The following is a 25560-nucleotide window of genomic DNA, read 5'->3' on the forward strand; positions in this document are numbered from 1 at the left end:
CGTAGACCTTCTGCGCGCATCCGACAGCGCAGTAAGGACACACGCTGCCCACGACTCGGTCCGCCGTCTCGGTGCGGGCGGTGTAATCGGTGGTACGAGGTGAGCTGACAGCCGAGCCCCTGCCCAGCCGGTCGGAACCGGCTGCCTGGCGTAGCACCGGCCAACCCAGGAACGAACGCCTGAGGTTCATGACAGTCCCTCGCCATCTCTATCACGCGTAACGCGGCAGTACCGCGCCGACGCGTCAACCACTCCGGACGGATGCTGTCCGCTGATTGCCATCCACTCTTGCATACTGCAATTGGAAGGTCCAGAGTGAGATCGAGGCTGGGACGCTCTCGGTGTCGCGCAGGTCCAGTCCCTCACGCGTTGGTGTTGTCCTTCTTCTGGTCGCCGCGACCGAGCCGGGTGGCGGTTTCGATGGCGAGGGCGTGCACGAATGCCTGGGGCAGATTCCCCCGCATCTGATGTTGGTCTGCGTCGTACTCCTCGCTGAAGAGTTGCGGTGGCCCGCAGGCCGCACGGGTTCGCTCGTACCACGCACGGGCCTCCACGGCGTCGCCCTGTTGGTGCAGGCTCAGCGCCACGAGGAACCCGCACAGTAGGAATGACCCTTCGGCTTCACCCAGCGGTCGTTGGTCATGACGGAACCGGTAGGCGTATCCGTCACAGGTCAGGTCACGCAGGTATGCCCGCAGCGTGGCCACTGTGCGGGGATCGTCGGCCGGGACGGCGCCGCGCAGTCCCGGCAGTAGCAGCGCGGCGTCGAGAGCCGGGTCGTCGGGGGAGCGTTGCCAGTGCCCGTCCGGGTGAAGTGCATGAGCAGAGGTGTCGGCGACGATGTGGTCGGCCAGCGTCAGCCAGTGAGCTCCTTGGGCGGGTGCCGGGTGCGCCGCTGCGATGGCACGCAGCCCGGCCGCGGCGGTGAGGCGGCTGTGCGTCCAGGGACGGTTGTCGATTTCCCAGATGCCGGCGTCGGGTTCCTTCCACCTGCGACCGATGGCCCCGGCGGCAGCAACGGCAGCGTCCCAGTGCCGGGTGTCCAGGCGGTCGTGGCGCGCGGCGGCGGCGAACAGCAGCAACGCCTCGCCGTAGGCATCGAGCTGGAATTGTTGATTGACCCAGTTGCCGACGATGTCGTACCCGCCGGGATATCCGGGCAGGTCAAGATGGTGCTGGTCCGGCACCGGGTCGCCGGTGACGGTGTACGCGGGCGCCAGGTGATCGCCGTGCTCCAGCAGCCGATCAGCGACGAAGTCGACCGCGTCGTCCAGCAGCGGATGTGGCCCTGCGGCGGCAACGGCCTGTCCGGCATAGCACTGGTCCCGTATCCAGACATAGCGATAGTCGTAGTTGCGACCGGCTTCGGCTCGTTCGGGCAGGCTGGTGGTAGCTGCCGCGACCATGCCGCCACCGGTGCTGGTCAGCCCGCGCAGCACGGCGTAACTGCGGCGGGTGTCGCGCCGGCTCAGGCCGCCTTCGAATGCGGGGACGGCGTCACGCCAGGCGGCCTCGGTCGCGCGCCATGCCGCGTCGGGTTCGATCGGCTCGTCGGTGAGGGTCTGATCGCTCAATTCCAGGACGAGATCGTGATGCTGACCGGGCTCCAGGTGCAGCTGGAAAGTGAGGACCTCCCCGTTGCCGCGGCGATGTGCTTTCGGGGCCCCGGTCCAGCGCAGCCACAATCGGCCTGTGCGGCCGGTCCAGACACCGTCGACCCGATGGGCGTCGAGAAGGGGATGCTCGTCGTAGCCGGCGCGCGGCTCCAGCGAGACGATGATCGTGGCCGGCGCGTGCAGCGCTTCCAGCCGGCGCAGCAGGACGGCCCGGTGCGGATCGGCCGGATAGGCGAGGGCGTCGCGGCATTCCACCGCGCCGACGTCGGTGATCCACCGGTTACGCCAGATCATCGAGCCTTCTTCGTAATAGCCACCCCAGACGTGCCGCCCAACCGGGGTGATGCTGTACCCACCGCGGCCGCCGATCAGGGCGGTGAATACGGCGTCGCTGTCCCAGCGCGGCGCGCACATCCAGACGATGTCTCCGGCGGGCCCGAGGACAGCTCCTCGCTCGCCGTCGGCGAGCAACGCGTACTCGCGCAGCACGTGCGGCGGGAAGCTCGCCTGAGTGGGACGTACAGCCACGGTCGACGAACGGTCCGGCGTGGGCGGTCGGCGATCGGTCATGCGCGGACCCTCGACGCGGCGATCGGCAGCCGGACTGCCGCGAGCGCGGATGCCGCCGCAGCGACGGCGCTGATCAGCGCGGCACGACGATGAGGGCGGCTGACTTCCGCTGCGGCGAGCATGCTCAGGCAGTGCGCCGCGTCGACGGCTGCCCCGGCAAGGGCGGTGCGGCGGCTGGGACGCAGCAGCAGCACGACGCCCTGGATGAGCAGGCGCGCGCCGAGCAGCTGCACCAGCCACGCCGCGGGCTGCGCTCCTTGGCCACTGACCGCGCTCGCGACCGAGCGCGGTCGGGTCAGCAGCACCGTGCCGGCCCCGCACTGCGCTGCTGCGAGTGTCCTGGCGGGTGTGTGCTGAAGTCCGACTGCGGTGGTGAGCGCTGTTGTCGAGGTCATCAGCGGTGCCGCCGCCAGACGGTGGCGCCGGCAAGCATTGCCCCGGCGCCGGTGAGGGCGGCCAGTGCACCGTGGTGCTGTGAGGCCCACAGCTGCGGGTCCCTATTGTGGGACTTCTCGTCGAAGATGCCGTGGGCTCCGAAGTCTTTCCCGCTAGGCCCGTCGGCAGGCTCCCACAGGTTGACCGGCGCGTCCGGATCCTGCCGCTGTTGCATTTGCTGGGACTTGAAGCCGGTGCGCGCCAGGTAGCGATCGAGGAGGCCGGGAGCAATCGCGTTGGCGGCGAGGGTGCCCATGGTGCTGGCGCCGACCCAGTATTCTCGTCGCTTCGGGTGGTCGGCGGCGTGCAGGACGCCACGGGCGGCGAACTCCGGCTGGTAGATCGGCGGGACGGGCTGGGCGTGGTGCGGGAGCCGGGACAGCACCCACGAGAACTGCGGGGTATTGACCGCGGGCATCTGCACCATCGTCACATGCACGTTGCTCTTCTCGTGGAGCAATTCGCAGCGCAGTGCCTCGTGGAAGCCCTGGATCGCGTGCTTGGCGCCGCAGTACGGGCTCTGCAGCGGAATCCCGCGGTAGGCCAGTGCAGAGCCGACCTGGACGATGGTGCCGCGGTCGCGTGGCTTCATGTGTTTCAGGGCGGCCATGGTGGCGTAGACGTAACCGAGGTAGCTGACTTCGGTGACGCGCCGGTACTCCTCCGGCTGGATCGAGTCGAAGGGCGCGAACACCGATGTGAACGCCACGTTCACCCACACGTCGACGGGCCCGACCTGGTCTTCCACCTGCTGAGCTGCGGCGAATACCTGATCGGAGTCCGCGACATCAGCAGGGATCACCAGCGCGTGGCCTCCCGCCGCCTCCACATCGGCGGCGGCCGCGGCCAGGCCGGTCTCGCCACGCGCCAGCAGCGCGACGGTGTCGCCCCGGCGGCCGAACGCCACCGCGGTGGCCCTGCCGATCCCCCCGCTCGCGCCGGTCACCACTACTGTTCTGGGCATCAGAATTACTCCTCTTCCTTGGTTGTCTCCAGCATTGGTTCCAACACTGCCAGGCGCTGCCGCGTGACCTCCCGACCGACCTTGACGACCCTTGCCCGTCAAGGTCAATGCCCGCACAGGCCCCAGCCTGCCGCGAACTCTTGCATCTAGCAAGTATTGCGAGTAAACACTTTTATATGGGCCCCGGCGCACGCAGCGGCCGGCCAACAGAGGCCGGAACTCCGTAGTCCCCACGCCAGGACCCCGTCAAACGCTGGAAGGCATGCGCGCCCACCTCAACAAGGAGCTGTCTAGTGGCTGATACCGTCGCAGACGTCCTGCTCTCGCGGTTGCGGGACTGGAACATCCACCAAGTCTTCGGCTATCCCGGTGACGGTATCAACGGCCTGCTGGCCGCGTGGGGCAGAGCCGACGACAAGCCGCAGTTCGTCCAGGCGCGGCACGAGGAGATGGCCGCTTTCGAGGCTGTCGGCTACGCCAAGTTCTCCGGCAACGTCGCGGTCTGTGCGGCGACCAGCGGGCCCGGAGCGGTGCATCTTCTCAACGGACTCTATGACGCCAAGCTGGACCACGTCCCTGTCGTGGCAATTGTGGGACAGACCGCGCGTTCGGCGATGGGTGGCTCCTACCAACAGGAGATCGACCTGCTGAGCCTGTTCAAGGACGTCTGTTCCGACTACGTCCAGATGTGCACCGTGCCGCAGCAGCTGCCGAATCTGCTCGACCGGGCGATCCGCGTCGCGCTCACCGAGCACGCCCCCACGTGTCTGATCTTTCCCTCCGATGTGCTTGAGCTGCCCTACGAAGCGCCGCAGCACGCGTTCAAGCAGGTGCCCTCCAGCCTCGGTATCAGCACTACCACCCAGCGGCCCGATGACGGCGCGGTACGGCAGGCGGCTGACCTCCTCAACGCGGGCGAGAAGGTGGCGATGCTGGTCGGTCAAGGAGCCCGGGGCTGTGTCGAGGAGTTGAGCCACGTCGCGGATCTCCTGGGCGCCGGCGCGGCGAAGGCGCTGCTGGGTAAGGACGTGCTGCCTGATGACCTGTCCTGGGTCACCGGCTCGATCGGCCTACTCGGCACGATCCCGTCGTACAAGATGATGATGGACTGCGACACGCTGCTCACAGTTGGCTCGAACTTTCCCTACACCCAGTTCATGCCTGAGTTCGGCCAGGCCCGTGCCATCCAGATCGACCGCTCCGGCAAGTGGATCGGCATGCGTTACCCCTACGAGCTCAACCTCGTCGGTGATGCCAAGACGACGTTGCAGGCGCTTATACCGCTGCTGCAACGCAAAGTCGACCGCGGCTGGCGTCAGGAGATCGAAAGCAACGTCGCGGACTGGTGGAACACCGTGCAGCGGCGGGCGATGACCGACGCCGATCCGATCAATCCGATGCGAATCTTCCACGAGTTGTCCGAGCGACTTCCTTCCAACGCCATCGTGGCCTCGGACTCGGGCAGCGCCGCCAACTGGTACGCCCGGCACCTGCGTTTCACCGGCGACGTCCGCGGCTCACTCTCCGGGACGCTGGCGACCATGGGCCCTGGAGTGCCTTATGTCATCGGCGCGAAATGGGCGCACTCCGATCGTCCTACCATCGCCCTCGTCGGTGACGGGGCAATGCAGATGAACGGCATGGCCGAACTGATCACCGTCGCCCACTACTGGCAGCAGTGGACCGACCCGCGGCTTATCGTGGCGATCCTGCACAACAACGACCTCAACCAGGTCACGTGGGAGATGCGGGCGATGGAAGGGGCACCGAAGTTCGCCGAATCACAGACGCTGCCCGACGTCGACTTCGCCGCGTTCGCTCGAAGCCTGGGCCTCGGCGGCATCAACGTCGAGACCACCGACGCCGTCGGCCCTGCCTGGGCGCAGGCCCTGGCGGCGGACCGGCCGACCGTGCTCGACATCCGTTGCGACCCCAACGTGCCGCCGATCCCGCCCCACGCCACCTTCGAGCAGGTCAAGTCCCTCGCCGGCGCCGTATTGCACGGTGACGAGGACACCTGGGGCTTCGTCAGGCAGGGCGTCAAGCAGAAGGTCCAGCAGTACCTGCCGGGCCACAAGGAAGGCGACTGAAATGCCGCGACTAGTCCGCCGTACGGCACCTCTCGAGCAGGCGCAGACGGCCCTGCGCGACGTGCGTACCGGCCGCTTCGAACGCACCATGTCCGCGCTTACCGCGGCCGGTGCCGCCGTCACCGCCGGCGAGATCTACCTCTCCCACGACGGCGCGAGCTTCGGCAACAAGATGATGTGGTGGCCCATCGTCGTCGTCCCCGCCGCCATCCCAGCCGGGATCGCGTCGGTGTTCTCCCGTCGCGCCGCCCACACCGTGCTTCCGCTCGCCTCGGCCGCGATCGTCGCCAACGGCCTGCAAGGCACCTACCTGCACTGGCGGGGGATCTCCCAACGCCCGGGCGGCATCACCCGCTACAACATCGAAGCCGGCCCCCCGGCGTTCGCGCCGCTGCTCGCCTCCCTGGTCGGTGGCATGGGCCTGCTCGCGGCGGTGCTGCGCCGTGAGGGCCGTCCCCCGCAGGGCGATCGGGCGGACGGTGCCTGATGCCTTATCGCAGCCCCAGCCAGCGAGCGGTCACTCCCCAAGGCCGAGGCCGGTACCCAGGCTTCGACGTCCTCGACTCGGTCGATGCGTGGGACGACGTCACCGCCGGTGTCGTGCTCGCACGGCTGGCGCTGCCGGGCGAACTGGCGTTCTTCACACCGCATGAGGTCGGCATCGCCGAACCCCTGCTGGATCTCCTCCTGCACCAGGACAAGGACCCCCGCGTTCCGGTGCTGGCGCTGATCGATGTCCGCCTGGCCGCGGGCGAGACCGACGGCTGGCACTACGACGAGATGCCCCAGGACGGGCAGGCCTGGCGCGACACCCTTGCCGGCCTCGACCAGAACGCTGTGGACCGCCATTCGGGTCGTGGATTCGCGCAGCTGCCCCCCGGTGAGCAGGCGATCCTGCTGCAGGCCGTTCAGGATGCGGCGAGCGGCGGCGGTTCCTGGCGTGACTGGTCGGGGACCCATGTCTGGAGCTTGTGGACCCGCTACGCCTGCACCGCGTTCTACTCCCACCCGTGGGCCTGGAACGAGATCGGCTTTCCCGGCCCCGCCTACCCCCGTGGCTACCTCAACCCCGGCGTCAACGCCCGCGAGCGGTGGGAGGTGGCCGACCATCACGACGCTGACCCGGTGTCCTTCGCCCAGCGGGTGGAACGCGCCCGCGCCGAGCACGCCCGGCTGCACCTCGAGGACGAACGCTGATGAGGAGCAATTACCGCGACATCCGGGCCCGCAACGACTCGGCCTGGCTCATCCCCAACGACGGCACCCGAACCAACCATCAGCTGCGAGCCGACATGCGCCGCTACGCCGACGACGACGAGGTCGACCTCGTCGTCGTCGGCGCCGGCGCTGGCGGCAGCGTCCTCACCCAACGCCTGGCCCGCGCCGGATGGCGCATCGTGTGCCTGGACGCCGGGCCGTTCTGGAACCCCGACACCGATTGGGTCTCCGACGAACGAGGCTCGCACACCCTGTACTGGACCGAACCACGTCAGATCGGCGGCACTGACCCAGTGCCGCTCGGGTCCAACAACTCTGGTCGGGGGGTTGGCGGATCAATGGTTCACTACGCCGGCTACACACCCCGCTTCCACCCGTCGGACTTCGCCACGTTCAGCACTGACGGTGTGGGCGCGGACTGGCCGATCCACTACGCCGACCTCAAACCGTTCTATGAGGCGATCGAGCAAGAATTACCGGTCGCTGGGCAGGATTGGCCGTGGGGCGATCCGCACACCTACCCCCACCACGCACACCCCGTCGGCGGCAACGGCGACATCTTCCTGCGCGGCGCGAAAGCCGCCGGCATCGGCGCCCGGGTCGGGCCGGTCGCGATTCCCAATGGGCGCTTCGGCAACCGGCCGCACTGCATCTACCGCGGCTTCTGCCTGCAGGGCTGCAAGGTTAACGCCAAGGCCAGCCCCCTGATCACCCACATCCCGGATGCCCTGGCGCACGGCGCCGAGATCCGCGCCGACAGCATGGTCACTCGCGTCGTCGTCGATGACCGCACCGGCATGGTGACCGGCGTCAACTACGTGCACGCCGGCCGGGAGCACTACCAGCGCGCCCGCGCGGTCGCCGTGGCCGGTTACTCCATCGAAACCCCCCGGCTGCTGCTGCTCTCGGCTACCGCCCGTTACTCGCATGGGCTCGGCAACGACCACGACCAGGTCGGGCGCTACCTGATGGTCCAAGGCGCCCCGCAGACCGCGGGCCGCTTCGATGACGAGATCCGCATGTATAAGGCGCCCCCGCCGGAGGTGTCCTCCGAGGACTTCTACGAAACCGACCCGAGCAAGCCCTACAAGCGCGGCTGGTCGATCCAGACCGTCAGCCCGCTGCCGATCACCTGGGCCGAACACGTCACCGCCCAAGGCCATTGGGGGGCACCGCTGCGCGAGTACATGCGTGACTATGTCCACTGGGCCACCCTGGGCGCGCTGTGCGAGTACCTCCCGCAAGCCGACAACCGGGTCACCCTCGCCGACGAGAAAGACCGCCATGGTCTGCCCGTCGCGCACTTCTCCTACAGCCAATGCGACAACGACCGGCAGCTCACCAAGGCTGCGACCGCGTCGATGGAGGCGATCCTCAAAAGCGCCGGGGCGTCCGACGTTATGACGATCAACCGCTACGCCCACCTCGTCGGCGGCGCCCGGATGGCCGCCCGGGTCGAGGACGGCGTCGTAGACCGCAACCACCGCGTCTTCGACGTCCCCAACCTCTACCTCGTCGACGGCAGCACCCTGCCCACCCAAGGCTCAGCCAACCCCGCACTCACCATCATGGCCCTTGCCGCCCGGGCCGCGGACCGGCTCATCACCCACGCCCGGCGAGGACTCACCGAGGCACAGATGGAGGCATCATGAGCGGCATCGGCCCACCAATCACGGCCGTGACGAGCGCCGTCTACACCTTTCCCACACCCGAGCCTGAAGCCGACGGCACCCTGCAGTGGGATGCGACCACCGCCGTCACCGTGATGCTCAAGGCCGGCGGGCACACCGGACTGGGTTGGACTTACTCCAGCAGCGCTGCGGCAACGGTCATCCACGACACGCTCGCAGACGTGGTTCGCGACCGCGACGCCTACGACATCACGAGGGGCTGGGCGGCGATGCACCGCGCCTGCCGCAACCTGGGCACCAAGGGCCTGGTCATGCAGGCCATCAGCGCCGTGGACATGGCCTGGTGGGACCTCAAAGCGCGGCTGCTGAACCTCCCGATCTCGGCCCTGCTGGGTCAGTGCCGCAGCGAGGTGCCGATCTACGGTTCCGGCGGGTTCACCACCCTGTCCGAGGCCCAACTCGAGGAACAAGTCGGCTGGTGGCAGTCGGTCGGCTGCACCGCCATGAAAATCAAGATCGGGCAAGCCTGGGGAACCCGCATCACCCGCGACCTCGCCCGAGTGGGTGAACTTCGAAAGTACGCCGGAGACGAGGTGCACCTGATGGTGGACGCCAACGGCGGGTACAGCACGGGTCAGGCCCGCCGCGTCGGCGCCGCCCTCGATGACCTCGGCGTGGTCTGGTTCGAAGAGCCCGTCAGCAGCGACGACACCGCCGGGTTGGCAACCGTACGGACGGCGTTGCGTTGTGACGTCGCCGCGGGGGAGTACGCCGCCGATCTCTACGACGTCCGGGCGTTACTGCCCACCGTGGACTGCCTGCAGTTGGACGCAACCCGCTGCGGCGGCTACACCGGCTGGCTACGCGGCGCCGCCCTCGCCCAATCGCAGAACCTGCAAGTCTCCGCGCACTGCGCACCCTCGCTGCACGCGTGCGTGGCCGCCGCCGTACCCAACCTGCGCCACGTCGAATGGTTCGTCGACCACGCCCGTCTGGAACCACTGCTGGTAGACGGGCTGCCCCAGGTGCGGGGCGGAGCGCTGCACCCCGACACCAGCACACCCGGGCACGGAATGAGCATCCGCCCAGAGGCCGAGCAGTGGTGCACCGGATGAGTTCGCAGGAGGCGCTCCATGAAGGAGCATGAGCTACCAAACTGGCACTCGACGTTCGCGGCCAACGCCGACGTCGCCACCTCCACGGCGCACGCAGGCGGCGAGCTGGACCTGCTCACCGTCGACCTGCTGTGGGGCACCATCGATGTCCTACTTCGCGCCGGTCACTACCACGTCACGCTCGACTTGGCCGAGTTGTCCAGCGTCGACCACGCCGGAGTGACACTGCTGGTCGCCCTGCAGCACAGCCTCAGCACCCACTGCGGAGAGCTCACCATCATCAACGCTCGCCCCTCGGTCCGGGACGCGCTCGAACGTGGACAGGTAGCTGCCCGCTCCCTGCTCAGCGAACAAGGCTGTTGAGGACCCGATGCCCACGCCGGCCGCCACTGTCTCCGCTGACGAGCTTCGTGACGCCCTCACTGCTGAAGTGGATGGCGAGGTCCGCTTCGATGCCGGCAGCCGCGCGGCCTACTCCACCGACGCTTCCAACTACCGGCAGGTGCCCATCGGCGTCGTCATCCCCCGCACCATTGACGCGGCGGTCACGGCGGTATCGGTCTGCGCTCGGCTGGATGTGCCGATGTTTTCCCGGGGCGGAGGCACCAGCTTGGCCGGGCAAGCCACCAACGCGGCTGTTGTACTGGACTGGTCGAAATACTGCGACCGTCTGCTGGACGTGGACGTCGGCGCCCGCACCTGCGTCGTCGAACCCGGGATCGTACTGGACACCCTCAATCAGCGACTCCGCAGCACGGGGCTGCGTTTCGGACCCGAACCAGCCACCCACGACCATTGCACGCTCGGCGGGATGATCGGCAACAACTCCTGCGGGGCGACCGCCCAACGCACCGGCAAGGTCGTGAACAACGTCTCGCGGCTGGAGATCCTGCTCTACGACGGCACCAGGCTCTGGGTGGGGGAAACCGCCGATGCGGAGTACGACCGCATCCTGGCCCAGGGCGGGAGCATAGCTGAAAACTCTATCGGTCGCTGCGGACGCTGCGCGACATGAATCTGGCCGAGATCCGCATCGGATATCCGAAAATCCCGCGTCGCGTATCGGGCTACAACCTTGACAGCCTGCTGCCCGAAAACGGGTTCCACATCGCCCGGGCCCTGGTCGGCAGCGAATCCACCTGCGTAACCGTGTTGCGCGCGGAACTGCAGCTGCTGCCCGTGCTTTCCCAACGGTCCCTGGTCGTGCTCGGCTACCCCGACATCTACCAAGCCGCCGCCGCCGTCCAGCAGGTGCTGCAGGTCAGCGACCCCATCGCGCTGGAAGGCATGGACGACGCACTGATCCACGCCGAACGACGCAAACACATCAACACCGACGCTCTCCCGGAGCTACCCGACGGGGCCGGGTGGCTGCTGGCGCAGTTCGGCGCCGACACGGCCCAAGCGGCAGCCCAGCAGGCGCACGATCTCGTCGGGGCCCTCGCCCGCACACCGCAAGCCCCGACGATCAGCGTCCTGGACGATCCGGCCCGGGAGGACGCCCTGTGGCAGGTCCGCGAAGCCGGCCTCGGCACCGCCGCCCGCAGCCCCGGCACCCGTGACGCGTGGCCCGGCTGGGAAGACTCCGCCGTCGCCCCCGACCGACTCGCTGACTACCTGCGCGACCTGCACGCCCTCTGCGAACGATCCGGCTACGGCCGCCCCGCGCTGTACGGGCACTTCGGGCAAGCCTGCATCCACACCCGCATCCCGTTCGACCTCGACACCGCCGACGGAACCACCGCTTCACGACGCTTCCTGGAGCAGGCCGCAGACCTCGTCGTCTCCTACGGCGGGTCCCTCTCCGGTGAACACGGCGACGGGCAAGGCCGCGGCGAACTCCTCCCGCGCATGTTCAGTCCCGCCCTGATCGAGGCCTTCGCCGGATTCAAAGCCATCTTCGACCCCCGCAACCGGATGAACCCCGGGAAGATCACCGCCCCCCGCGCGCTGGACACCGACCTGCGGCTCGGCCCGCACTGGCATCCACGCACCCACGGGCAGCTGCAGTTCGCCTATCCCGAGGATGACGGCAGCTTCAGCCGCGCCGTCGGACGATGCGTCGGGGTCGGAAAATGCCGCCACGACGCCGGCGGAGTGATGTGCCCGTCCTACATGGCCACCCGCGAGGAGGAGCACTCCACCCGCGGCCGCGCGCGACTGCTGTTCGAGATGCTCAACGGTCACCCCGACAGCCCCATCACCGACGGCTGGCGCAGCGACGCCGTCAAAGATTCCCTCGACCTGTGCCTGTCCTGCAAAGGCTGCAAGGGCGACTGCCCGGTCAACGTCGACATGGCCACCTACAAGGCTGAATTCCTCGCCCACTACTACGCCGGACGCCAATGGCGCCGCCACCGCTCCGACCTATCAATGGGCTGGCTACCCGCCCTGCTCCACGCCTCCGACACGTTGCACGCCAGCCCACTCATCAATGCCGTCACCGGCGCCCCGGGCCTGCATCGGGCCGCCGCCACAGCCGCCGGCATTGACCCGCGGCGACAGATCCCCCGGCTGGCCGCCACCACACTGCGCGACTGGTACCGGCTCCGCGGGCCTCGCGGCGTCGGCCACCGCGGGCCAGTCTTGCTGTGGCCCGACACCTTCACCAACTACCTCAGTCCCGCCGTCGGACAGGCCGCTATCGGGCTGCTCGAAGACGCCGGCTGGCGCGTCCTGCTACCCCCACCCGGCCTATGCTGCGGGCTGACCTGGATCAGCACCGGCCAACTCTCCACGGCCAAACGGATACTGCGCCGCACGGTTAACGCCCTCGCCGCGCACGTGCGGGTCGGTGGACTTATCGTCGGATTGGAACCCAGCTGCACTACTGTGTTCCGCTCGGATGCGGCCGAGTTATTTCCTGGCGATCACGACGTCGTCCGGCTACAACGCCAAACCCTCACCCTGGCCGAACTGCTGACCGAGCGCAACCCGGGCTGGCAACCGCCCACGGTCGGACGTCAGGCGGTCGTACAGCGGCATTGCCATCAGCACGCCGTCCTAGGTGCCGACGCCGACGCCACGCTCATGGAACGCGCCGGTATCCGCGCCGACGTGCTCGACTCCGGATGCTGCGGCCTAGCCGGCAACTTCGGCTTCACCGCGGGCCATTACGACATCAGTCAAGCCTGCGCCGAGCGCGTCTTGTTCCCGGCGCTGCGGACCGCTCCGCCCGACGCCCTGATCCTGGCCGACGGTTTCAGCTGCCGCACCCAAATCAGCCAATCCGACATCGCAACGAGGCCTATCCATCTCGCGCAAGCCCTGCATGCCGCGCTCACCTCCAACGACCCATAAATGTAGGGAGGGTCTCGCAGTCCACAGCGACGCGACCTGGCCCACGCCGACCGCGCCACCAGGGAGCCGGTCATTCCCGCTGCTTTCACGGGCCGGCACCGCACAGCACAGCTGGGGTGTCACCTTCGGCGCCACCGGTCCAACCCGGGCCGCTTTCAAACCCACTGGCGAGGAGTAGCCATCATGACATCCTTCATCACCGATATGCGGCGAAGCGGCAATGGGCTGCTTCTGCGGATCACCATCATCGCCGCCATCGGCGGGCTGCTGTTCGGCTACGACACCGGCGTGATCTCTGGTGCCCTGCTCTACATCAAGGGCGACCTGCACGCCGGCAAGTTCGCGCAGCAGGCCATCGTCTCGACGCTCCTGCTCGGAGCCGTGATCGGCGCCGTCCTGTCGGGCTACCTCGCCGACGCGATCAGCCGCAAGTGGACCAAGGTGCTCTCGGGATCCCTCTACGTCGTCGGTGCGTTGGGCTGCGCGTTCGCAGTCAACGTGCCGATGCTGATCGGTTTCCGGTTCTTGCTCGGCATCTCGGTCGGGACCGCGTCCTTCGTCGCCCCCCTCTACATCTCCGAGGTCTCGCCTCCGCGGGTTCGTGGCGGCTTAGTGTCATTCAACCAACTCGCCGTCACCGCCGGCATCCTCATCGCCTACATCGTCGACTTCCTCTTAAAAGGAGTGGACAACAACTGGCGGTGGATGCTTGGAGTGGCCGTCATCCCCGGCGCAGCGCTCGCCGTCGGCATGCTCACCGTCCCGCATACGCCGCGCTGGCTAGCCGAGCACGGCCGCGACGACGAAGCCCGGAAGGTTCTGCAACGACTGCGCTCGGATGATCCCGACGCTGACGTCGACGAGGAACTCGAGGAAATCAAGAAAGCAAGCCGAGAGGAACGAGGCACGCGCACCAAGGACTTGGCGAGACCACAGATCCGTCCGCTACTCGTGGTCGGTATCGGGCTCGCGGTGTTCCAACAGTTCGTCGGCATCAACACTGTCATCTACTACGCGCCGACTATTCTGTCCCAAACCGGGCTGTCGGCCAGCAGTTCGATCACCCAGACAGTCTTCGTGGGCATCACCAACGTCGTCTTCACCACGGTCGCGGTGCTGCTGCTGGACCGCCTCGGCCGCCGTAAGCTACTGCTCACCGGCACCGTCGGACTGACCCTCTCCCTCATCCTGCTCGGCATCTACTTCACCTCCTCGACCGTGCAACACCAGGCGGGCTACGTCGCCCTCCTAGCACTACTCATCTACATCGCGTCGTTCGCCATCGGTCTTGGTCCCGTCTTCTGGCTGATGATCTCCGAGATCTACCCCACCGGCATCAAGAGCAAAGCGATGGCTGCGTCCACCGTCGCCAACTGGGGCGCCAACTTCCTGGTCGCCGCCACGTTCTTGTCACTGGCCAGCGCCATCAGCCGCGAGGGCACGTTCTTCCTATACGCGGGAATCTCGATCATCGCGTTCGCGTTCTTCGCCGCCAAGGTGCCTGAAACCAAGGACCGCAGCCTGGAAGACATACAGAACGACCTGGCGGCGGGGCGCGACGAGGAGGGTAACGGTCAGGACGCTGCCACCACCGAAGGCCAGCGGCACGCTCGCCACAATCATGACCTAACCGGCAAACACCGAGGCGACTCCTGACTCGTCAGCACCTCCCGTCGACCGCCGCAGCCGGTGATGTCGACGGCTCTCGGATACCTGTCAGGCGTGGAGTACCGCCGACACAAGGACCGGCGCGGCCGGACGAGCATGACGAGGATTCGCAGCTGGGGGAGCGAGACCTGATCCTCGACCGCGGCCACCGATCTGGCCACCACCGTCACCAACATCCGCTCGGCGGTCATCACCGCGTCGAGCTGTTGAATTAGCTAAGTGTGGTGTGGGCGTCCCTGTCTCGCGTGGCGACACGCGCGCTGAATCTAAACTATATGTGCGTCCACGCAAACTTTTGCTACGTGTACAGCTCGACGGCTCCCGGCCGTAACCTTTGCGAGATTGACCGCAGGCGCGCGGGCAACATGCAAAACCGCAATGATCGCCGCCATGGGTGAACTGCGGGATGCTGAGGCCGATACGCCATTACGGATAGCGGCTCGCGCTGATGCGGCCGGAGGGAGTGCTCACGGCCAGTTCGCCGGCAGCGGGCGGAAGGATCATTTCGGCGGTCGGTGTATGACTTGACCGGTAAGCCGACGGTCACTCATCGGTCAGGTGTGCTCGTCTACGTAGTCTTGGGGATCCTTGTTCTGGATCCGAATCCCTCCGGCGTGCTGCGCCTCGTAGGCGACGAACTCGACGGCGATATCGTGGCGGATCTGCAGGTCGGCGTGCTGACGGAAGTCGGCGAGGTCTTCGCGTTCCTCCTCAGCCATGTGGTCGCTGTTCGCGATCCGCGCGTTGATCACGGCCGTCCACCACTTGTCGCTCCCCGCAGCGTGCGTGCCAGCCTCAGCGACTGCATCCCGGATGTCGTTGTGATCTTTGATGGCATCCTGGGTCTCGCTGCCTGCGCTGTCTTCGCCGCCCGCTCCGGTACCGATCGTCAGCAGCCGAGGGTAGAAGTACTTCTCCTCCGCTTCGGCATGGACCTCCAGCAGAATCGTCAAGCGGGCCCACACCGCGGCGAGCTTGTCGGTGTCACCACGATCGATGTCATCAAGCAACGCGAACATCCGTCGCTGCTCATGGTGCTGGAACAGAATCAACTCGGTGATGTCCATGGGTGCTCCTTGATCAATCGGTTCCCCGAGCGGGCGCTACGGGTGACAAGCCCAGCAGCGTAATGGACCACTTTGCGTGGCTTCACCTTGCTGCATCCGCCCGGCGCGGGCTGATGGTCGGATCGGGACGTCGTTGTGGTAAGGGCCAGTGCCCTGTCTCCGTGAGGAGGTTGCCGATCAGTTGGGTCCGCTTCTTCAACGCTAGTCGTTCGCGGGGTCGATCGTCGAGTTCGTGGGCGACCAGTCGAGGTCTTGGCTGCTGTACATGCTGCGGTCGGAAAGTACTGCTGGGCCACGCCCTTGAAGTTTCATTGGTGCCGCGCTGCCACAGTGAGCGCGGGTCGCAGAAGTAGAGGGCGATGTCGGCATCGATGGCTACTCGGCCCAGTCCCGCATCTGTGGACCCTGGTCCCAGGTCAGCGACTGGGGGAGTGTCCTTATCTTGGCAGCGAGCGTCTCGCCGGTCACAGAATCGTTCTCTGTGCGCGCTCAGATCGTCTGCCGCACATATCAGCGAGTCCATTGCCCATCTCCGGCAGGGTGCTCGGGCACCTCACCGGCAGCGTCGGCGAACGATTCCAACGCGTTCGGTAACGCCCGTCTCTTCGTTTCCGGCATCCGCTCAACAACCGATTCAATAGCGGCACGCCGGTGTTCGAACACGGAGTCGACCAAGGCCTGCCCGTTACGGGTCAGCGTGAGAGATACATTGCGCCGGTCCGTCGGAACTTCGCGACGGTCGACCAGCTCAGCCACGACCAGACGTTCTACGGTGCGAGTCGCATTGGACGGGTGCACCCCTAACGCATCGGCCACGGCCACGAGATTGAGGGGACCGTGCGTTGCCAACATCACCAACACTCGGAGCTGCGGCAGAGAAACCTGATCCTCGACCACGGCCAGGGAACTGGCCACAACCGCCACTAAAACCCGCGCGGCCGCCATGACCGCGTCGACCTGACGAGTCAGCGCGGGGTCCGACGCTGACGTCTGCGTTCTCGGTGAAGGCACGCAGACATCATAATCGAACATGTGCATCAACGCAACGATTGCCTGCGCGGGAACCGGGACGGTCAGGCTGAACGGCCAGGATCGGAAGGGCGAACACGCTTCCGGCCTGACCGCTCTGACGCAATTGGGCTCTACGCAGCCAAACGTGGTATCCGGCCTCGGAGTGGTGCTGGTTGCTGAGTTTGCCAGGTGACGCCGCAGTGCAGGAGTAGCCGGACTCTCCTAGCGATCAAAACAGCAATGACTTGACGCTACGGCGCTCCGCGAACATCCCCGCCGGTACCTGGAACAGAAAATATCCGATCAAGAATAGGCCGCCGAGCAAGCGAGGCTGCGTAGAGGTGATATGTAAGTGGTTGGTCGGACCCCCCACGGAGCCGATCGAATAGTCCGAGCGGTCGAGGTACGCGAAGGAGTAGGTGATGAATGCGATCGGGACGAGGCGCCGCCACCGTTCGGAGTTCAGCACTGCAGGTCCGGTCCTGTTGACGGCTTCCTCGCCGGAGCGTCATCGCTCTCGATACTGTTTTACATGCACTGGTTGCGCTAACGCAAGTGCTGCCTGCAAGATGGTCGAGGCCCGTCGTTGCTCCCAGCTGCGAGAGCTGCGACGCGACGTGACGCGTGATGCACGAGCCCGTCGGCATTCGCCGAGTTGAGGACGTGGCACCGGCCGGCGATCTGCGGACCAGCCAGCGTGGCTCCCGGTCTGACACAGAGGTCAGCGTCGACCGTAACAACCCGCAAATACCGTTAGGCCCGGCGGCCCTCAGGTGTTCGACCTCCAATGCGGAGTGGCTCGGCGAGGGCCGCGTGTGGCTATTTGCTGAGTCCGCTGATGCCTTTGGCGATCACGAGGACGGATGTCACAAGAGCTGCGGTTGCCTGCACGCCCATGAGGATCTTCGCCCGGGGGGAAAGCGGCATGGTGTCGGTTGGGCTGAAGGCGGATGAGTTGGTCAACGAGACGTACAGGTAGTCGACGAAGGATGGCACCCAGTCGCTGCGCTGACTTGATCCCGCTTCCACCTCGGGCGCGGTGTCGGCATCTTCGTCTTGGGTGAATCGGAAGTCGGCCAGCGCCAGGTGGCGTCGGTCTGTTCGGGTCCGCGCTACTGGGCCGCCTCGGTCCAGTTCCCAGTAGGCGGCTGCGAACACGATGACGTTGGTGATCCAGACCTGGCCTGCTGCTAGGAGCAGAAGCCGGCCGTGGCCGGTGGAGCTGGCGATGAGCTGGCCGATGAGCAGGACGAGGGATACGAGGTTGGTCAGCGCGATCAGCAGGATCAGAGCAAGCGACATCAGCCGAGACCGTCGGGAGTGATGAGCGGAACGGTGAGGGTTGGTAACCATCACTGCGAGGATGAGGCCGATCTCTAGGCATGGCACCACGAGCCGGGGACCGATGATCAGCGTGTCGGGTAGCAGTCCGTAGATCGCCGCGGCCACAACCGTGGCCGCGGCCGCCGGCGCGCGGACTAGCCCGCGTCGGCCGGTGTTGCTCTGCGGCGACCGTCTGTGTACGGGCATGCCCTTGAGGCGGCTAACCGCCGGCTCGGCGGCATGGTCGTCATTGGGGACCATCTTCACTCCGGTCGCATGAGTGGTGCAGAGCATGATGTGTTACCGCTCGATGGAGTGAGCGAGATTGGCTCGAATCGCGGGCCGGACGCTCCCCACACCCGGGGCCGTGCGCGCGTCAGGGTGAAGGTTGTAGGACCGCTCGAGGCACGGTCGGAGTCTCCACCCAACTATTGCAATTCGCAACCGTTGCGAGTAAACAAGAGGGGCAGCGGTGATGGTTGGTCGTAGGAGTCCGGCTCATCCCCTCGCCAGTCGGCTCCGCCGCCCGCTCGCCGTCCATGCTACCCGCCACGCTCAGGGAGAGTCCGGATGTCCTCGTTCCCATCTTTCCTGCTGCTCATTATCTTTGTGGCTTCGGCTGCGGTGATTTGGGGAGCAGGCACCAAGCTGTCCGACTACACCGACGTGCTGGCTGAACGACTCCACCTCGGGAAAGCCCTCGGTGGGGTTGTGCTGCTCGCCGTGGCCACCAACCTCCCCGAAATCGCGATCACCGTAAGCGCTGCCCTGTCCGGACACGTCGAAATTGCCGTCGGCAACTTGCTAGGCGGAATCGCGCTGCAAACCGTGGTCCTGGTAGCGCTGGACGCCTTCGGAGTCCGATCCGGCAAACCACTGACCTACATGGCCGCGAGCCTGACGCTTGTGCTGGAAGCCGCCCTTGTCATCGCGGTGCTGATGGTAGTCATCGCGGGGACGCAGCTGCCGGCGCATTTGATAGCTCTGCGACTGACACCCGGACCGGTAATAATCGTCATTTTCTGGGTCATCGGACTCAAACTCATCGGTGGTCCCGGCAGCCAACTGCCCTGGGGAGACAGCGGAGAAGCACCCGGCAGCCAAGAGAAGCCGCGCGGCCACGCCCGAACCGCCAAAGAACATGACGCGACCGCACGCCACATCAGCACCATCAAGGCCGCCACCGTGTTCGGTATCGCTGCTCTGTTGACGCTGATCGCCGGTGTCACCATCGAGCGCAGCGGCGAATCCTTCTTCGGTAACCTGGGACTTTCGGGTATTCTGTTCGGCGCGACGGTCCTGGCTGCCGCGACGTCCTTGCCGGAACTGTCGACCGGGCTCACCGCCGCACGCAGCGGAGACTACAAGCTGGCGATGGGCGACATCTTCGGTGGCAATGCGTTCCTGCCGGTCTTGTTCCTTCTCGTCACGCTGATCAGCGGGAAGGCGGTGCTGCCGCACGCCCAAACCAGCGACATCTACCTGACCGCGCTCGGTGGTCTGCTGACCCTCATCTATCTGGCCGGTCTCGTCTTTCGACCTCAGCGCCAGATTCTGCGGATGGGCATCGACTCCCTCGCCGTAATCGCTCTTTACATCCTTGGCGTCATCGGCTTGATCAGCTTGCAATGATCCCGGCACACTCGACCAGAAGATCCTCGGCCGACCCGAAGTGAACCCCAACTGCGAGCGTCGCACCCAGCCGAACCGACACGCCGTGGCGACGCTGGCGCATCCAGGACGGGCCTCATGCCCATGGCGCTGCTTGGGGGTGTTGGTCGTCGCCTCCGGTAGGTGTCTGCGTCGACCCGATCATCCCGCTCGGCACCAACAGCCTGCCTTCCCAGATCATGACGGCCCCACCGAACGACCACGTCAATGAACAGTCGATGTCAATGAACAGTCCATCTCGGGGCCGCGATCGGGCCACCCACCCTGGCCGGCACCGTCGAATTGGTAACGGCCCCCCCTCAGTCGGCCGCCTACGAACCTCCGTCGCCCGCCGCACGTATGCGGCAGCGCTCGGGTTACGCCGCCGGTTTCGCCGACACGTGGAGGATCGGCTCGCTGTAGCGGTCGGTGGTCAGCTGCGGTTGCGGGTCATAGTGCTGTTGGCATGCGTGCTCGGCCTCAACAGCGCCGACAGCGCAACCGTGGGCGCAGTAGCCACCGAACTCGAGCGATCGCTGCACGTCGGCAATATCCAGATCGGATTGTTGGTCACCGTGTCCACCGGCGTTGGCGCGCTCGCGGCGTTGCCGGTTGGTGTCCTCGTCGACCGGACCAACCGCACTCGCCTGCTGTGGGTCAGCATCCTGATTTGGTCGGCGGCAATGGTTGTCAACGGGGCATCGACCTCCTTCGTGATGCTGTTGATCAGCCGGCTGGCGCTCGGTGCGGTCGTGGCCACCGCCGGACCCGCGGTGGCCTCGTTGACCGGTGACATGTTTCCCGCCGCCGAACGAGGCCGGGTTTACGGATACATCCTCGCCGGCGAGCTAGTCGGTACCGGCACGGGCTACCTGGTTTCCGGCAATGTAGCCGCGGCACTGTCGTGGCGCTACTCATTCTGGGTGCTGGCCGTCCCAGGCCTCATCCTCGCGGTCGCGATTCGACGGCTGCTGCCCGAGCCGCAACGCGGCGGACACGGTCAGCTGTTCCCGGCCGCGACGGGCACCCGAACCGCAACCACCGGCGTCTCGGCTGCCCCGGACGCTGCCGGGCACGCCGATCGAAGTGCTCCGACCGCGGGAAGCGACGATGACCTGGTTGAGCGGGAGGTCCAGGAGCAGGGCATCCCCACGCGAGCCGGTCTGGTGCTGCGGGCCGACCCGGCGCGCCTGAGCCTGTGGCAGGCGACCTCTTTTGTACTGCGCGTGCGCACCAATGTCGTGCTGATCATCTCCTCAGCCCTCGGCTACTTCTTCCTCACCGGGCTGCAAACCTTCGCCGTGGTGTTCCTCCGCGCTCGCTTCGGCCTCGGACAATCCCTGGCCAGCACCCTGCTCGTACTGCTCGGCGCCGGCTCCCTGCTCGGCGTGCTGATTGCCGGCCGGATCGCGGACCGATTGATCCGCCACCGCTGTCTGACCGGGCGGGTGCTCGTCGGTGCCATCTGTTTCCTTCTCACGGCTGCGCTGCTACTGCCGGCGCTGCTCACCACGTCGCTGCTGATCGCAGCACTGTTGATCTTCCTCGCCGCGGCAGCGCTGGGCGGATCGAACCCGCCCATAGACGCCGCCCGGCTCGACATCATGCCCGCGGCGTTGCGGGGGCGCGCCGAAGCCATCCGAACCGCACTCCGGGCGGCCTTCACTGCCTCCGCACCTCTCGTCTTCGGCTACGTATCCACACAACTCGGCGGCCAACGCTCAGCACTGGGCGAGCCCACCGGTTCCGTTCAAGTGCGCGCCACTGGCCTGGACCGAACGTTCCTCATCATGCTTACCGCACTTGCCGCCGCGGGGCTGATCATGCTCCTCGCGCAGCGGACTTACCCGGCTGACGTCGCCACCGCCCTGGCTTCCGAGCCAGACCGGTAACTCCAGCGCCAACTGCAGTAGCGCTGACGAGCATCAACGCGTGTGGGTCGCGGTTGCGCACCCCGGTCCTCCGGTGTGACAGTCGCCGATGAATCAGGTCGAAGCGTGCTCTGTCGCAACTATTGCGCTCCGTGGGAAACAGCGCAAGAATGACTTGATGACTGAATCCCGCCGTAGTGCTGGTCGGAGGTTTCAATGCGTATCGCCTATGTAGCTGCGCCGTGGCTGCCTGTGCCCCCACCGGCCTATGGCGGCTCAGAAGTCGTGATCGACCGGCTGGCGCGGGGGGTGAAACAAGCTGGTCATGAGGTGATGCTGTTCACGACCGGGGACAGCAGCTGCCCGGTAGATCGACGGTGGACTCGGCCAGACGCGGTCCCGGATTTGATCGGTGAAGTCGGGGTGGAGTTGGCGCACGTGATCGGGGCATATGCGGCAGTGCGCGACTGGGGTGCTGACATCGTTCACGACCACACCTTGTCCGGTCCCGCTTACGCTCGGACCGTCACCACCATGCCGGTGGTGACGACGAACCATGGTCCGTTCACCGAGGACCTGACCGTCATTTACCGAGACGCAGCCAAATCCGCCGCGATTGTCGCGATATCGCATGCGGCTACCGCGGGCAATATTCCGGTCACGCGGATTATTCACCACGGAGTTGACCCAACGCAGTATCCGATGGGGGAGGGCCAGGGTGGTTTCTATCTGTTCCTGGGGCGCATGTGCGCCGACAAAGGGGTGCGCGAGGCGGCGCTGATTGCCCTCGCCGCGGGTGTGCGGCTGCTGATCGCTGCAAAGATGCGCGCACCGAGCGAACGCGCGTATTTCGAGACACAGGTCAAGCCGTTACTCACCAACAAGGTGCAGTTTATTGGAGAGGTCGCCGGGCCGGCCAAGGCCGAGCTACTCGGCGCCGCCGCGGCGTTGCTCAACCCGATCTGCTGGCCCGAACCGTTCGGTCTGGTCATGATCGAGGCGCTAGCCTGTGGCACGCCGGTGCTGACATATCCTCTTGGCTCGGCCCCCGAGATCGTCGACCATAACAAAACCGGGTTTCTGTGTCAGAACGAAGCCCAGATGGTCGCCCGGCTGGGTGAGGTATCCCAGTTGGACCGGCGGACCTGCCGGAGAGCGGCCCAAGAACGATTCAGCCAACAGCGGATGGTCGATGAGCATCTCAGCCTGTATGCGGAGCTCCTCACTCGTGCTGCCCACCGCGCAGCCGATGTGGAGCGGGCGGTGATCGCTGAACCCCATCGGAGGATCATGGCGACCGACTTCGGTACGTCCATCCCCCCAGTAGGCAGGCTGACATCACCACCGAACGGAGTAGGACGGTGAAGCCGCCCAGCGTCCGAGTCTTGGACGGCAGCAGCTTCGCGGTCAGCGACACCCAGGGCGACATGGCCGATGCCCCCGCCCAGGTGCTGGGCCTGTTTTTCCGGGACACCCGCCACCTGTCGCGGTGGCAGCTGAGGTTAAACGGACGACCGACTGACGCGCTTTCCGGTGACACTCCGGGATACGATCAGGCGGTTTTCTTCCTGGTTCCGGGCACCGGTACGGTCTACACGAATCCGACCCTGTCGATCATCCGCAGCCGTCGCGTCGGTGATGGCATGCGCGAGCAGTTGCAACTGACCAACAACGGTATGGACAGCGTTTACGTCGAGCTGAGCATTCTGTTCGACGCCGACTTCGCCGATATCTTCGCCGTCAAAGACGGGCTGCCGAACAAGGGAACCGTGGATCGCCACGTCGAGGCTGATGGGGTCCGGCTGTGTTACACCCGAGGCGACTTCAGGCGTGAGACCCACATCCTGGCCCGCGACGCGTTCTGTACCGACCAGTCACTCGCGTTCCGGCTTCACCTCCCCGCGCACCACAGCTGGCAGAGCGACATCGAAGTTCGCATGGTCGCAGACGGACAGCATCACGAACCCAAGACTGCTACCACGCCGAACATGGCCGAATCCCTAGGTGAGTGGCGTGAGCACGCGCCGCAGCTGGAATGCGACTGGGACGACCTGCGTCACACCTATCAGCGCAGCGTGGATGACCTGGCCGCATTGCGGTTCTACCCCGACACCGTGCCAGGTGCCGCGTCTCTGCCCGCCGCTGGACTTCCCTGGTTCATGGCCCTGTTCGGCCGCGACAGCCTCATCACCAGCTATCAAGCGCTGCCGTTCGTTCCGGAACTGGCGGCCACCACGCTACGGGCCCTTGCCGCCCGACAGGCCACCGAACACGATGACTTCCGTGACGCCGAACCGGGCAAGATCCTGCACGAGCTGCGCTTCGGAGAGATGACCTACTTTCATGAACGGCCTCAATCTCCCTACTACGGTTCGGCCGACGCGACACCGCTATTCCTGATCGTCCTCGATGAATATCAGCGGTGGAGCGGCGACGATGCGCTCGCGCGCGAGTTGGAGCCCTCCGCTCGCGCGGCCCTGCGCTGGATCGATGACTATGGCGACCGTGACGGCGACGGCTATCAAGAATACCAACGCCGCAATACCGAGACCGGGCTGGACAACCAGTGCTGGAAAGACTCCTGGAACTCGATCGTCCACCCGGACGGTCAGCTGGCCAGCGAACCTCGAGCGACCTGCGAGCTGCAGGGTTACGTCTACGACGCGTGGCTACGCTGTGCCCGCCTGGCCCGCACAGTGTGGGACGACACCGAACTCGCCGAGCGCCTCGAGCAAAAGGCAGCAGACCTCAAGAAGCGGTTCAATCACGACTTCTGGGTCGCCGACGGAGCATTTTTCGCCCTTGCCCTGGACGGAGACAAGCAACAGGTCCCGACACTGAGTTCGAACATGGGCCAGCTGCTATGGAGCGGCCTCGTCAGCGAGGACCACCTCACCGACGTAGTCGACCACCTGATGGGTGAGGCACTGTTCTCCGGGTGGGGCGTGCGGACCCTCGCGGACAACGAGGCGGTCTACAATCCGATCGAGTACCACAACGGCACCGTCTGGCCGCATGACAACTCGCTCATCGCCGCGGGTCTAGCCCGCTACGGCCGTTGGGAGGAAGCCGGCCGGATCGCCACCGCCATCCTCGAGACAGCACCGTACTTCTCGCACCGGTTGCCCGAAACATTCGCCGGGTTCCCGCGCGCCATGACCGGAGCGCCCGTGGAATACCCCAGCGCGTGCACTCCGCAAGCCTGGGCAACCGGGACGCCACTGCTGCTACTACGCGTACTCCTCGGCCTGCAACCCGACACCAATCGATGCACGGCCGATCCCCACGTCCCCCCGCGCCTGGGTCGAATCCAACTTCACGGTATCCCGGGCAAGTGGGGCCGATCAGACGTATCGAGCACTTCCTAAACACACTCGCAGCATTCTGAGGTCCTCGGTTACCGATCCACCACATCGACATCCACGACCGAGAGCGGTACGCCTGCCCCTCTCATCGCGGCGGTCCGCAACTGCTCGACCAAAGCGAGGTTGCGGGTCAGGTGCCCTTGGAACCGCAGGCCGTGCGCCGGCATTCGTCGCCGGCCGGCGCGGCCGCCCAGCCGCTGCTGAGCAGCCCGCAGGACAGCGCGTCGTCCGCGGCGACGACGCCTGTACGCAGCTCCCGGCAGGTGGGCCGCGATCTCCTCCTCGATTCCGCGGCAGACCAGCGATTACTCGATCTCAATGTCGCTGATCGGTGCACGGTGTGCGCGCGCAGGATGGTATCGACGCTACCCTGGGACAGCCCGGTCGCGCCGACGTCAGGGTGCATGGCGTTACCGGCGGTCCGCGTTGTTGGCGGCGACGAGGCCGTTGGGGCCTACGTCGATGACCACGGCATCCGCCGGCGCGCCGTCGCGGCGCCCGTGCTGTATGGCGTTGATCGAAAGCCCTGCTGCGATGGCGATTATTGTGCGCGTTCCGGGTCGTTGTCGTGTTGGTTGGCTGGGCCGATCGGGCTGATGACGAATTCGGTGTCGCGGGGCGGATGGTCCTTGCGGGCGTAGGCCTCGGCGTCCATTTGGGCGATGA

At 66.3% G+C, this 25560-nt stretch carries 19 protein-coding genes and 3 pseudogenes; 12 read left to right on the top strand and 10 right to left on the bottom strand.

Annotation, left to right across the window (positions count from 1 at the left end):
- The 4 genes from RM423_RS20160 to RM423_RS20175 all read right to left on the bottom strand — a co-directional run.
- On the bottom strand, nucleotides 1–190 hold a 190-nt coding region (locus RM423_RS20160; RefSeq protein WP_311424839.1), incomplete at its 3' end, for a hypothetical protein.
- Between the two features lie 172 nt (nucleotides 191–362).
- On the bottom strand, nucleotides 363–2186 hold the full coding sequence (locus RM423_RS20165) for a glycoside hydrolase family 15 protein (protein WP_311424840.1): 1824 nt from the start codon (nucleotides 2184–2186) through the stop codon (nucleotides 363–365).
- Nucleotides 2183–2581 carry a hypothetical protein gene (locus tag RM423_RS20170; RefSeq protein WP_311424841.1) on the bottom strand — a complete coding sequence of 133 codons (399 nt, stop codon included), beginning with the start codon at nucleotides 2579–2581 and terminating at the stop codon, nucleotides 2183–2185. Before RM423_RS20170 ends, RM423_RS20165 begins: the two co-directional genes overlap by 4 nt.
- Entirely contained in the window at nucleotides 2581–3585 is a 1005-nt protein-coding gene (locus RM423_RS20175) for an SDR family oxidoreductase (protein ID WP_311424842.1), read from the bottom strand. Before RM423_RS20175 ends, RM423_RS20170 begins: the two co-directional genes overlap by 1 nt.
- A 293-nt stretch (nucleotides 3586–3878) precedes the next feature.
- Between RM423_RS20175 and RM423_RS20180 the strand changes: the two genes are divergently transcribed.
- The 8 genes and pseudogenes from RM423_RS20180 (at nucleotide 3879) to RM423_RS20220 (ending at nucleotide 14595) form a co-directional block, all read left to right on the top strand.
- On the top strand, nucleotides 3879–5675 hold the full coding sequence (locus RM423_RS20180) for a thiamine pyrophosphate-requiring protein (RefSeq protein ID WP_311424843.1): 1797 nt from the start codon (nucleotides 3879–3881) through the stop codon (nucleotides 5673–5675).
- 1 nt (nucleotide 5676) lies between these two features.
- A complete protein-coding gene (locus RM423_RS20185; RefSeq protein ID WP_311424844.1) occupies nucleotides 5677–6162 on the top strand; it encodes a hypothetical protein in 486 nt (161 codons plus the stop codon).
- Entirely contained in the window at nucleotides 6162–6872 is a 711-nt protein-coding gene (locus RM423_RS20190) for a gluconate 2-dehydrogenase subunit 3 family protein (protein WP_311424845.1), read from the top strand. The genes RM423_RS20185 and RM423_RS20190 overlap by 1 nt, the downstream gene beginning before the upstream one ends.
- Nucleotides 6872–8545 (top strand): GMC family oxidoreductase, encoded by a 1674-nt coding sequence (locus tag RM423_RS20195; RefSeq protein WP_311424846.1) that lies wholly within the window; start codon nucleotides 6872–6874, stop codon nucleotides 8543–8545. Before RM423_RS20190 ends, RM423_RS20195 begins: the two co-directional genes overlap by 1 nt.
- Complete coding sequence (locus RM423_RS20200) at nucleotides 8542–9639, top strand: enolase C-terminal domain-like protein (protein ID WP_311424847.1); 1098 nt, start codon at nucleotides 8542–8544, stop codon at nucleotides 9637–9639. Before RM423_RS20195 ends, RM423_RS20200 begins: the two co-directional genes overlap by 4 nt.
- 18 nt (nucleotides 9640–9657) lie before the next feature.
- Nucleotides 9658–10002: an STAS domain-containing protein gene (locus RM423_RS20205; RefSeq protein ID WP_311424848.1), complete on the top strand. Its 345-nt coding sequence runs from the start codon at nucleotides 9658–9660 to the stop codon at nucleotides 10000–10002.
- 7 nt (nucleotides 10003–10009) lie between these two features.
- Nucleotides 10010–12939, top strand: a pseudogene (locus RM423_RS20215) (FAD-binding and (Fe-S)-binding domain-containing protein).
- A gap of 183 nt (nucleotides 12940–13122) precedes the next feature.
- Complete coding sequence (locus tag RM423_RS20220; RefSeq protein ID WP_311424851.1) at nucleotides 13123–14595, top strand: sugar porter family MFS transporter; 1473 nt, start codon at nucleotides 13123–13125, stop codon at nucleotides 14593–14595.
- 104 nt (nucleotides 14596–14699) lie between these two features.
- On the opposite strand, the pseudogene RM423_RS25915 reads toward RM423_RS20220, so the two are convergent.
- The 5 genes and pseudogenes from RM423_RS25915 to RM423_RS20240 form a co-directional block, all read right to left on the bottom strand.
- Nucleotides 14700–14798: pseudogene (locus tag RM423_RS25915) on the bottom strand (MarR family transcriptional regulator); the annotation flags it as partial.
- Between the two features lie 363 nt (nucleotides 14799–15161).
- On the bottom strand, nucleotides 15162–15674 hold the full coding sequence (locus RM423_RS20225; RefSeq protein ID WP_311424852.1) for a hemerythrin domain-containing protein: 513 nt from the start codon (nucleotides 15672–15674) through the stop codon (nucleotides 15162–15164).
- A 306-nt stretch (nucleotides 15675–15980) separates the two neighbouring features.
- Nucleotides 15981–16127: pseudogene (locus RM423_RS26290) on the bottom strand (IS30 family transposase); the annotation flags it as partial.
- A 57-nt stretch (nucleotides 16128–16184) separates the two neighbouring features.
- Nucleotides 16185–16712: a MarR family winged helix-turn-helix transcriptional regulator gene (locus RM423_RS20235; protein WP_311424853.1), complete on the bottom strand. Its 528-nt coding sequence runs from the start codon at nucleotides 16710–16712 to the stop codon at nucleotides 16185–16187.
- 792 nt (nucleotides 16713–17504) lie between these two features.
- A complete protein-coding gene (locus tag RM423_RS20240) occupies nucleotides 17505–18269 on the bottom strand; it encodes a hypothetical protein (RefSeq protein WP_311424854.1) in 765 nt (254 codons plus the stop codon).
- Between the two features lie 309 nt (nucleotides 18270–18578).
- Between RM423_RS20240 and RM423_RS20245 the strand changes: the two genes are divergently transcribed.
- The 4 genes from RM423_RS20245 (at nucleotide 18579) to RM423_RS20260 (ending at nucleotide 24897) form a co-directional block, all read left to right on the top strand.
- Nucleotides 18579–19640 (top strand): sodium:calcium antiporter, encoded by a 1062-nt coding sequence (locus RM423_RS20245; RefSeq protein ID WP_311424855.1) that lies wholly within the window; start codon nucleotides 18579–18581, stop codon nucleotides 19638–19640.
- Nucleotides 19641–20059: 419 nt separating this feature from the next.
- Nucleotides 20060–21550, top strand: a complete 1491-nt coding sequence (locus RM423_RS20250; RefSeq protein WP_311424856.1) for an MFS transporter — start codon at nucleotides 20060–20062, stop codon at nucleotides 21548–21550.
- 195 nt (nucleotides 21551–21745) lie between these two features.
- Nucleotides 21746–22894, top strand: coding sequence for a glycosyltransferase (locus tag RM423_RS20255; protein WP_311424857.1), 1149 nt, complete (start codon nucleotides 21746–21748; stop codon nucleotides 22892–22894).
- A complete protein-coding gene (locus RM423_RS20260) occupies nucleotides 22891–24897 on the top strand; it encodes an amylo-alpha-1,6-glucosidase (RefSeq protein WP_311424858.1) in 2007 nt (668 codons plus the stop codon). The genes RM423_RS20255 and RM423_RS20260 overlap by 4 nt, the downstream gene beginning before the upstream one ends.
- Before the next feature lie 127 nt (nucleotides 24898–25024).
- Here the strand turns inward: RM423_RS20260 and RM423_RS20265 are convergent, their stop codons facing one another.
- On the bottom strand, nucleotides 25025–25300 hold the full coding sequence (locus RM423_RS20265) for an aldo-keto reductase family protein (protein WP_311424859.1): 276 nt from the start codon (nucleotides 25298–25300) through the stop codon (nucleotides 25025–25027).
- Between the last annotated feature and the right edge of the window lie 260 nt (nucleotides 25301–25560).

The organism is Jatrophihabitans lederbergiae (genome assembly GCF_031845305.1).
GTDB classification, from domain to species: domain Bacteria; phylum Actinomycetota; class Actinomycetes; order Mycobacteriales; family Jatrophihabitantaceae; genus Jatrophihabitans_A; species Jatrophihabitans_A lederbergiae.

Coding starts and splice junctions, on each gene's coding strand:
- RM423_RS20165 (WP_311424840.1), bottom strand. CDS start 2,186: ATGACCGATCGCCGACCGCCCACGCCGGACCGTTCGTCGACCGTGGCT.
- RM423_RS20170 (WP_311424841.1), bottom strand. CDS start 2,581: ATGACCTCGACAACAGCGCTCACCACCGCAGTCGGACTTCAGCACACA.
- RM423_RS20175 (WP_311424842.1), bottom strand. CDS start 3,585: ATGCCCAGAACAGTAGTGGTGACCGGCGCGAGCGGGGGGATCGGCAGG.
- RM423_RS20185 (WP_311424844.1), top strand. CDS start 5,677: ATGCCGCGACTAGTCCGCCGTACGGCACCTCTCGAGCAGGCGCAGACG.
- RM423_RS20190 (WP_311424845.1), top strand. CDS start 6,162: ATGCCTTATCGCAGCCCCAGCCAGCGAGCGGTCACTCCCCAAGGCCGA.
- RM423_RS20195 (WP_311424846.1), top strand. CDS start 6,872: ATGAGGAGCAATTACCGCGACATCCGGGCCCGCAACGACTCGGCCTGG.
- RM423_RS20200 (WP_311424847.1), top strand. CDS start 8,542: ATGAGCGGCATCGGCCCACCAATCACGGCCGTGACGAGCGCCGTCTAC.
- RM423_RS20205 (WP_311424848.1), top strand. CDS start 9,658: ATGAAGGAGCATGAGCTACCAAACTGGCACTCGACGTTCGCGGCCAAC.
- RM423_RS20220 (WP_311424851.1), top strand. CDS start 13,123: ATGACATCCTTCATCACCGATATGCGGCGAAGCGGCAATGGGCTGCTT.
- RM423_RS20225 (WP_311424852.1), bottom strand. CDS start 15,674: ATGGACATCACCGAGTTGATTCTGTTCCAGCACCATGAGCAGCGACGG.
- RM423_RS20235 (WP_311424853.1), bottom strand. CDS start 16,712: ATGCACATGTTCGATTATGATGTCTGCGTGCCTTCACCGAGAACGCAG.
- RM423_RS20240 (WP_311424854.1), bottom strand. CDS start 18,269: ATGGTCCCCAATGACGACCATGCCGCCGAGCCGGCGGTTAGCCGCCTC.
- RM423_RS20245 (WP_311424855.1), top strand. CDS start 18,579: ATGTCCTCGTTCCCATCTTTCCTGCTGCTCATTATCTTTGTGGCTTCG.
- RM423_RS20255 (WP_311424857.1), top strand. CDS start 21,746: ATGCGTATCGCCTATGTAGCTGCGCCGTGGCTGCCTGTGCCCCCACCG.
- RM423_RS20265 (WP_311424859.1), bottom strand. CDS start 25,300: ATGCACCCTGACGTCGGCGCGACCGGGCTGTCCCAGGGTAGCGTCGAT.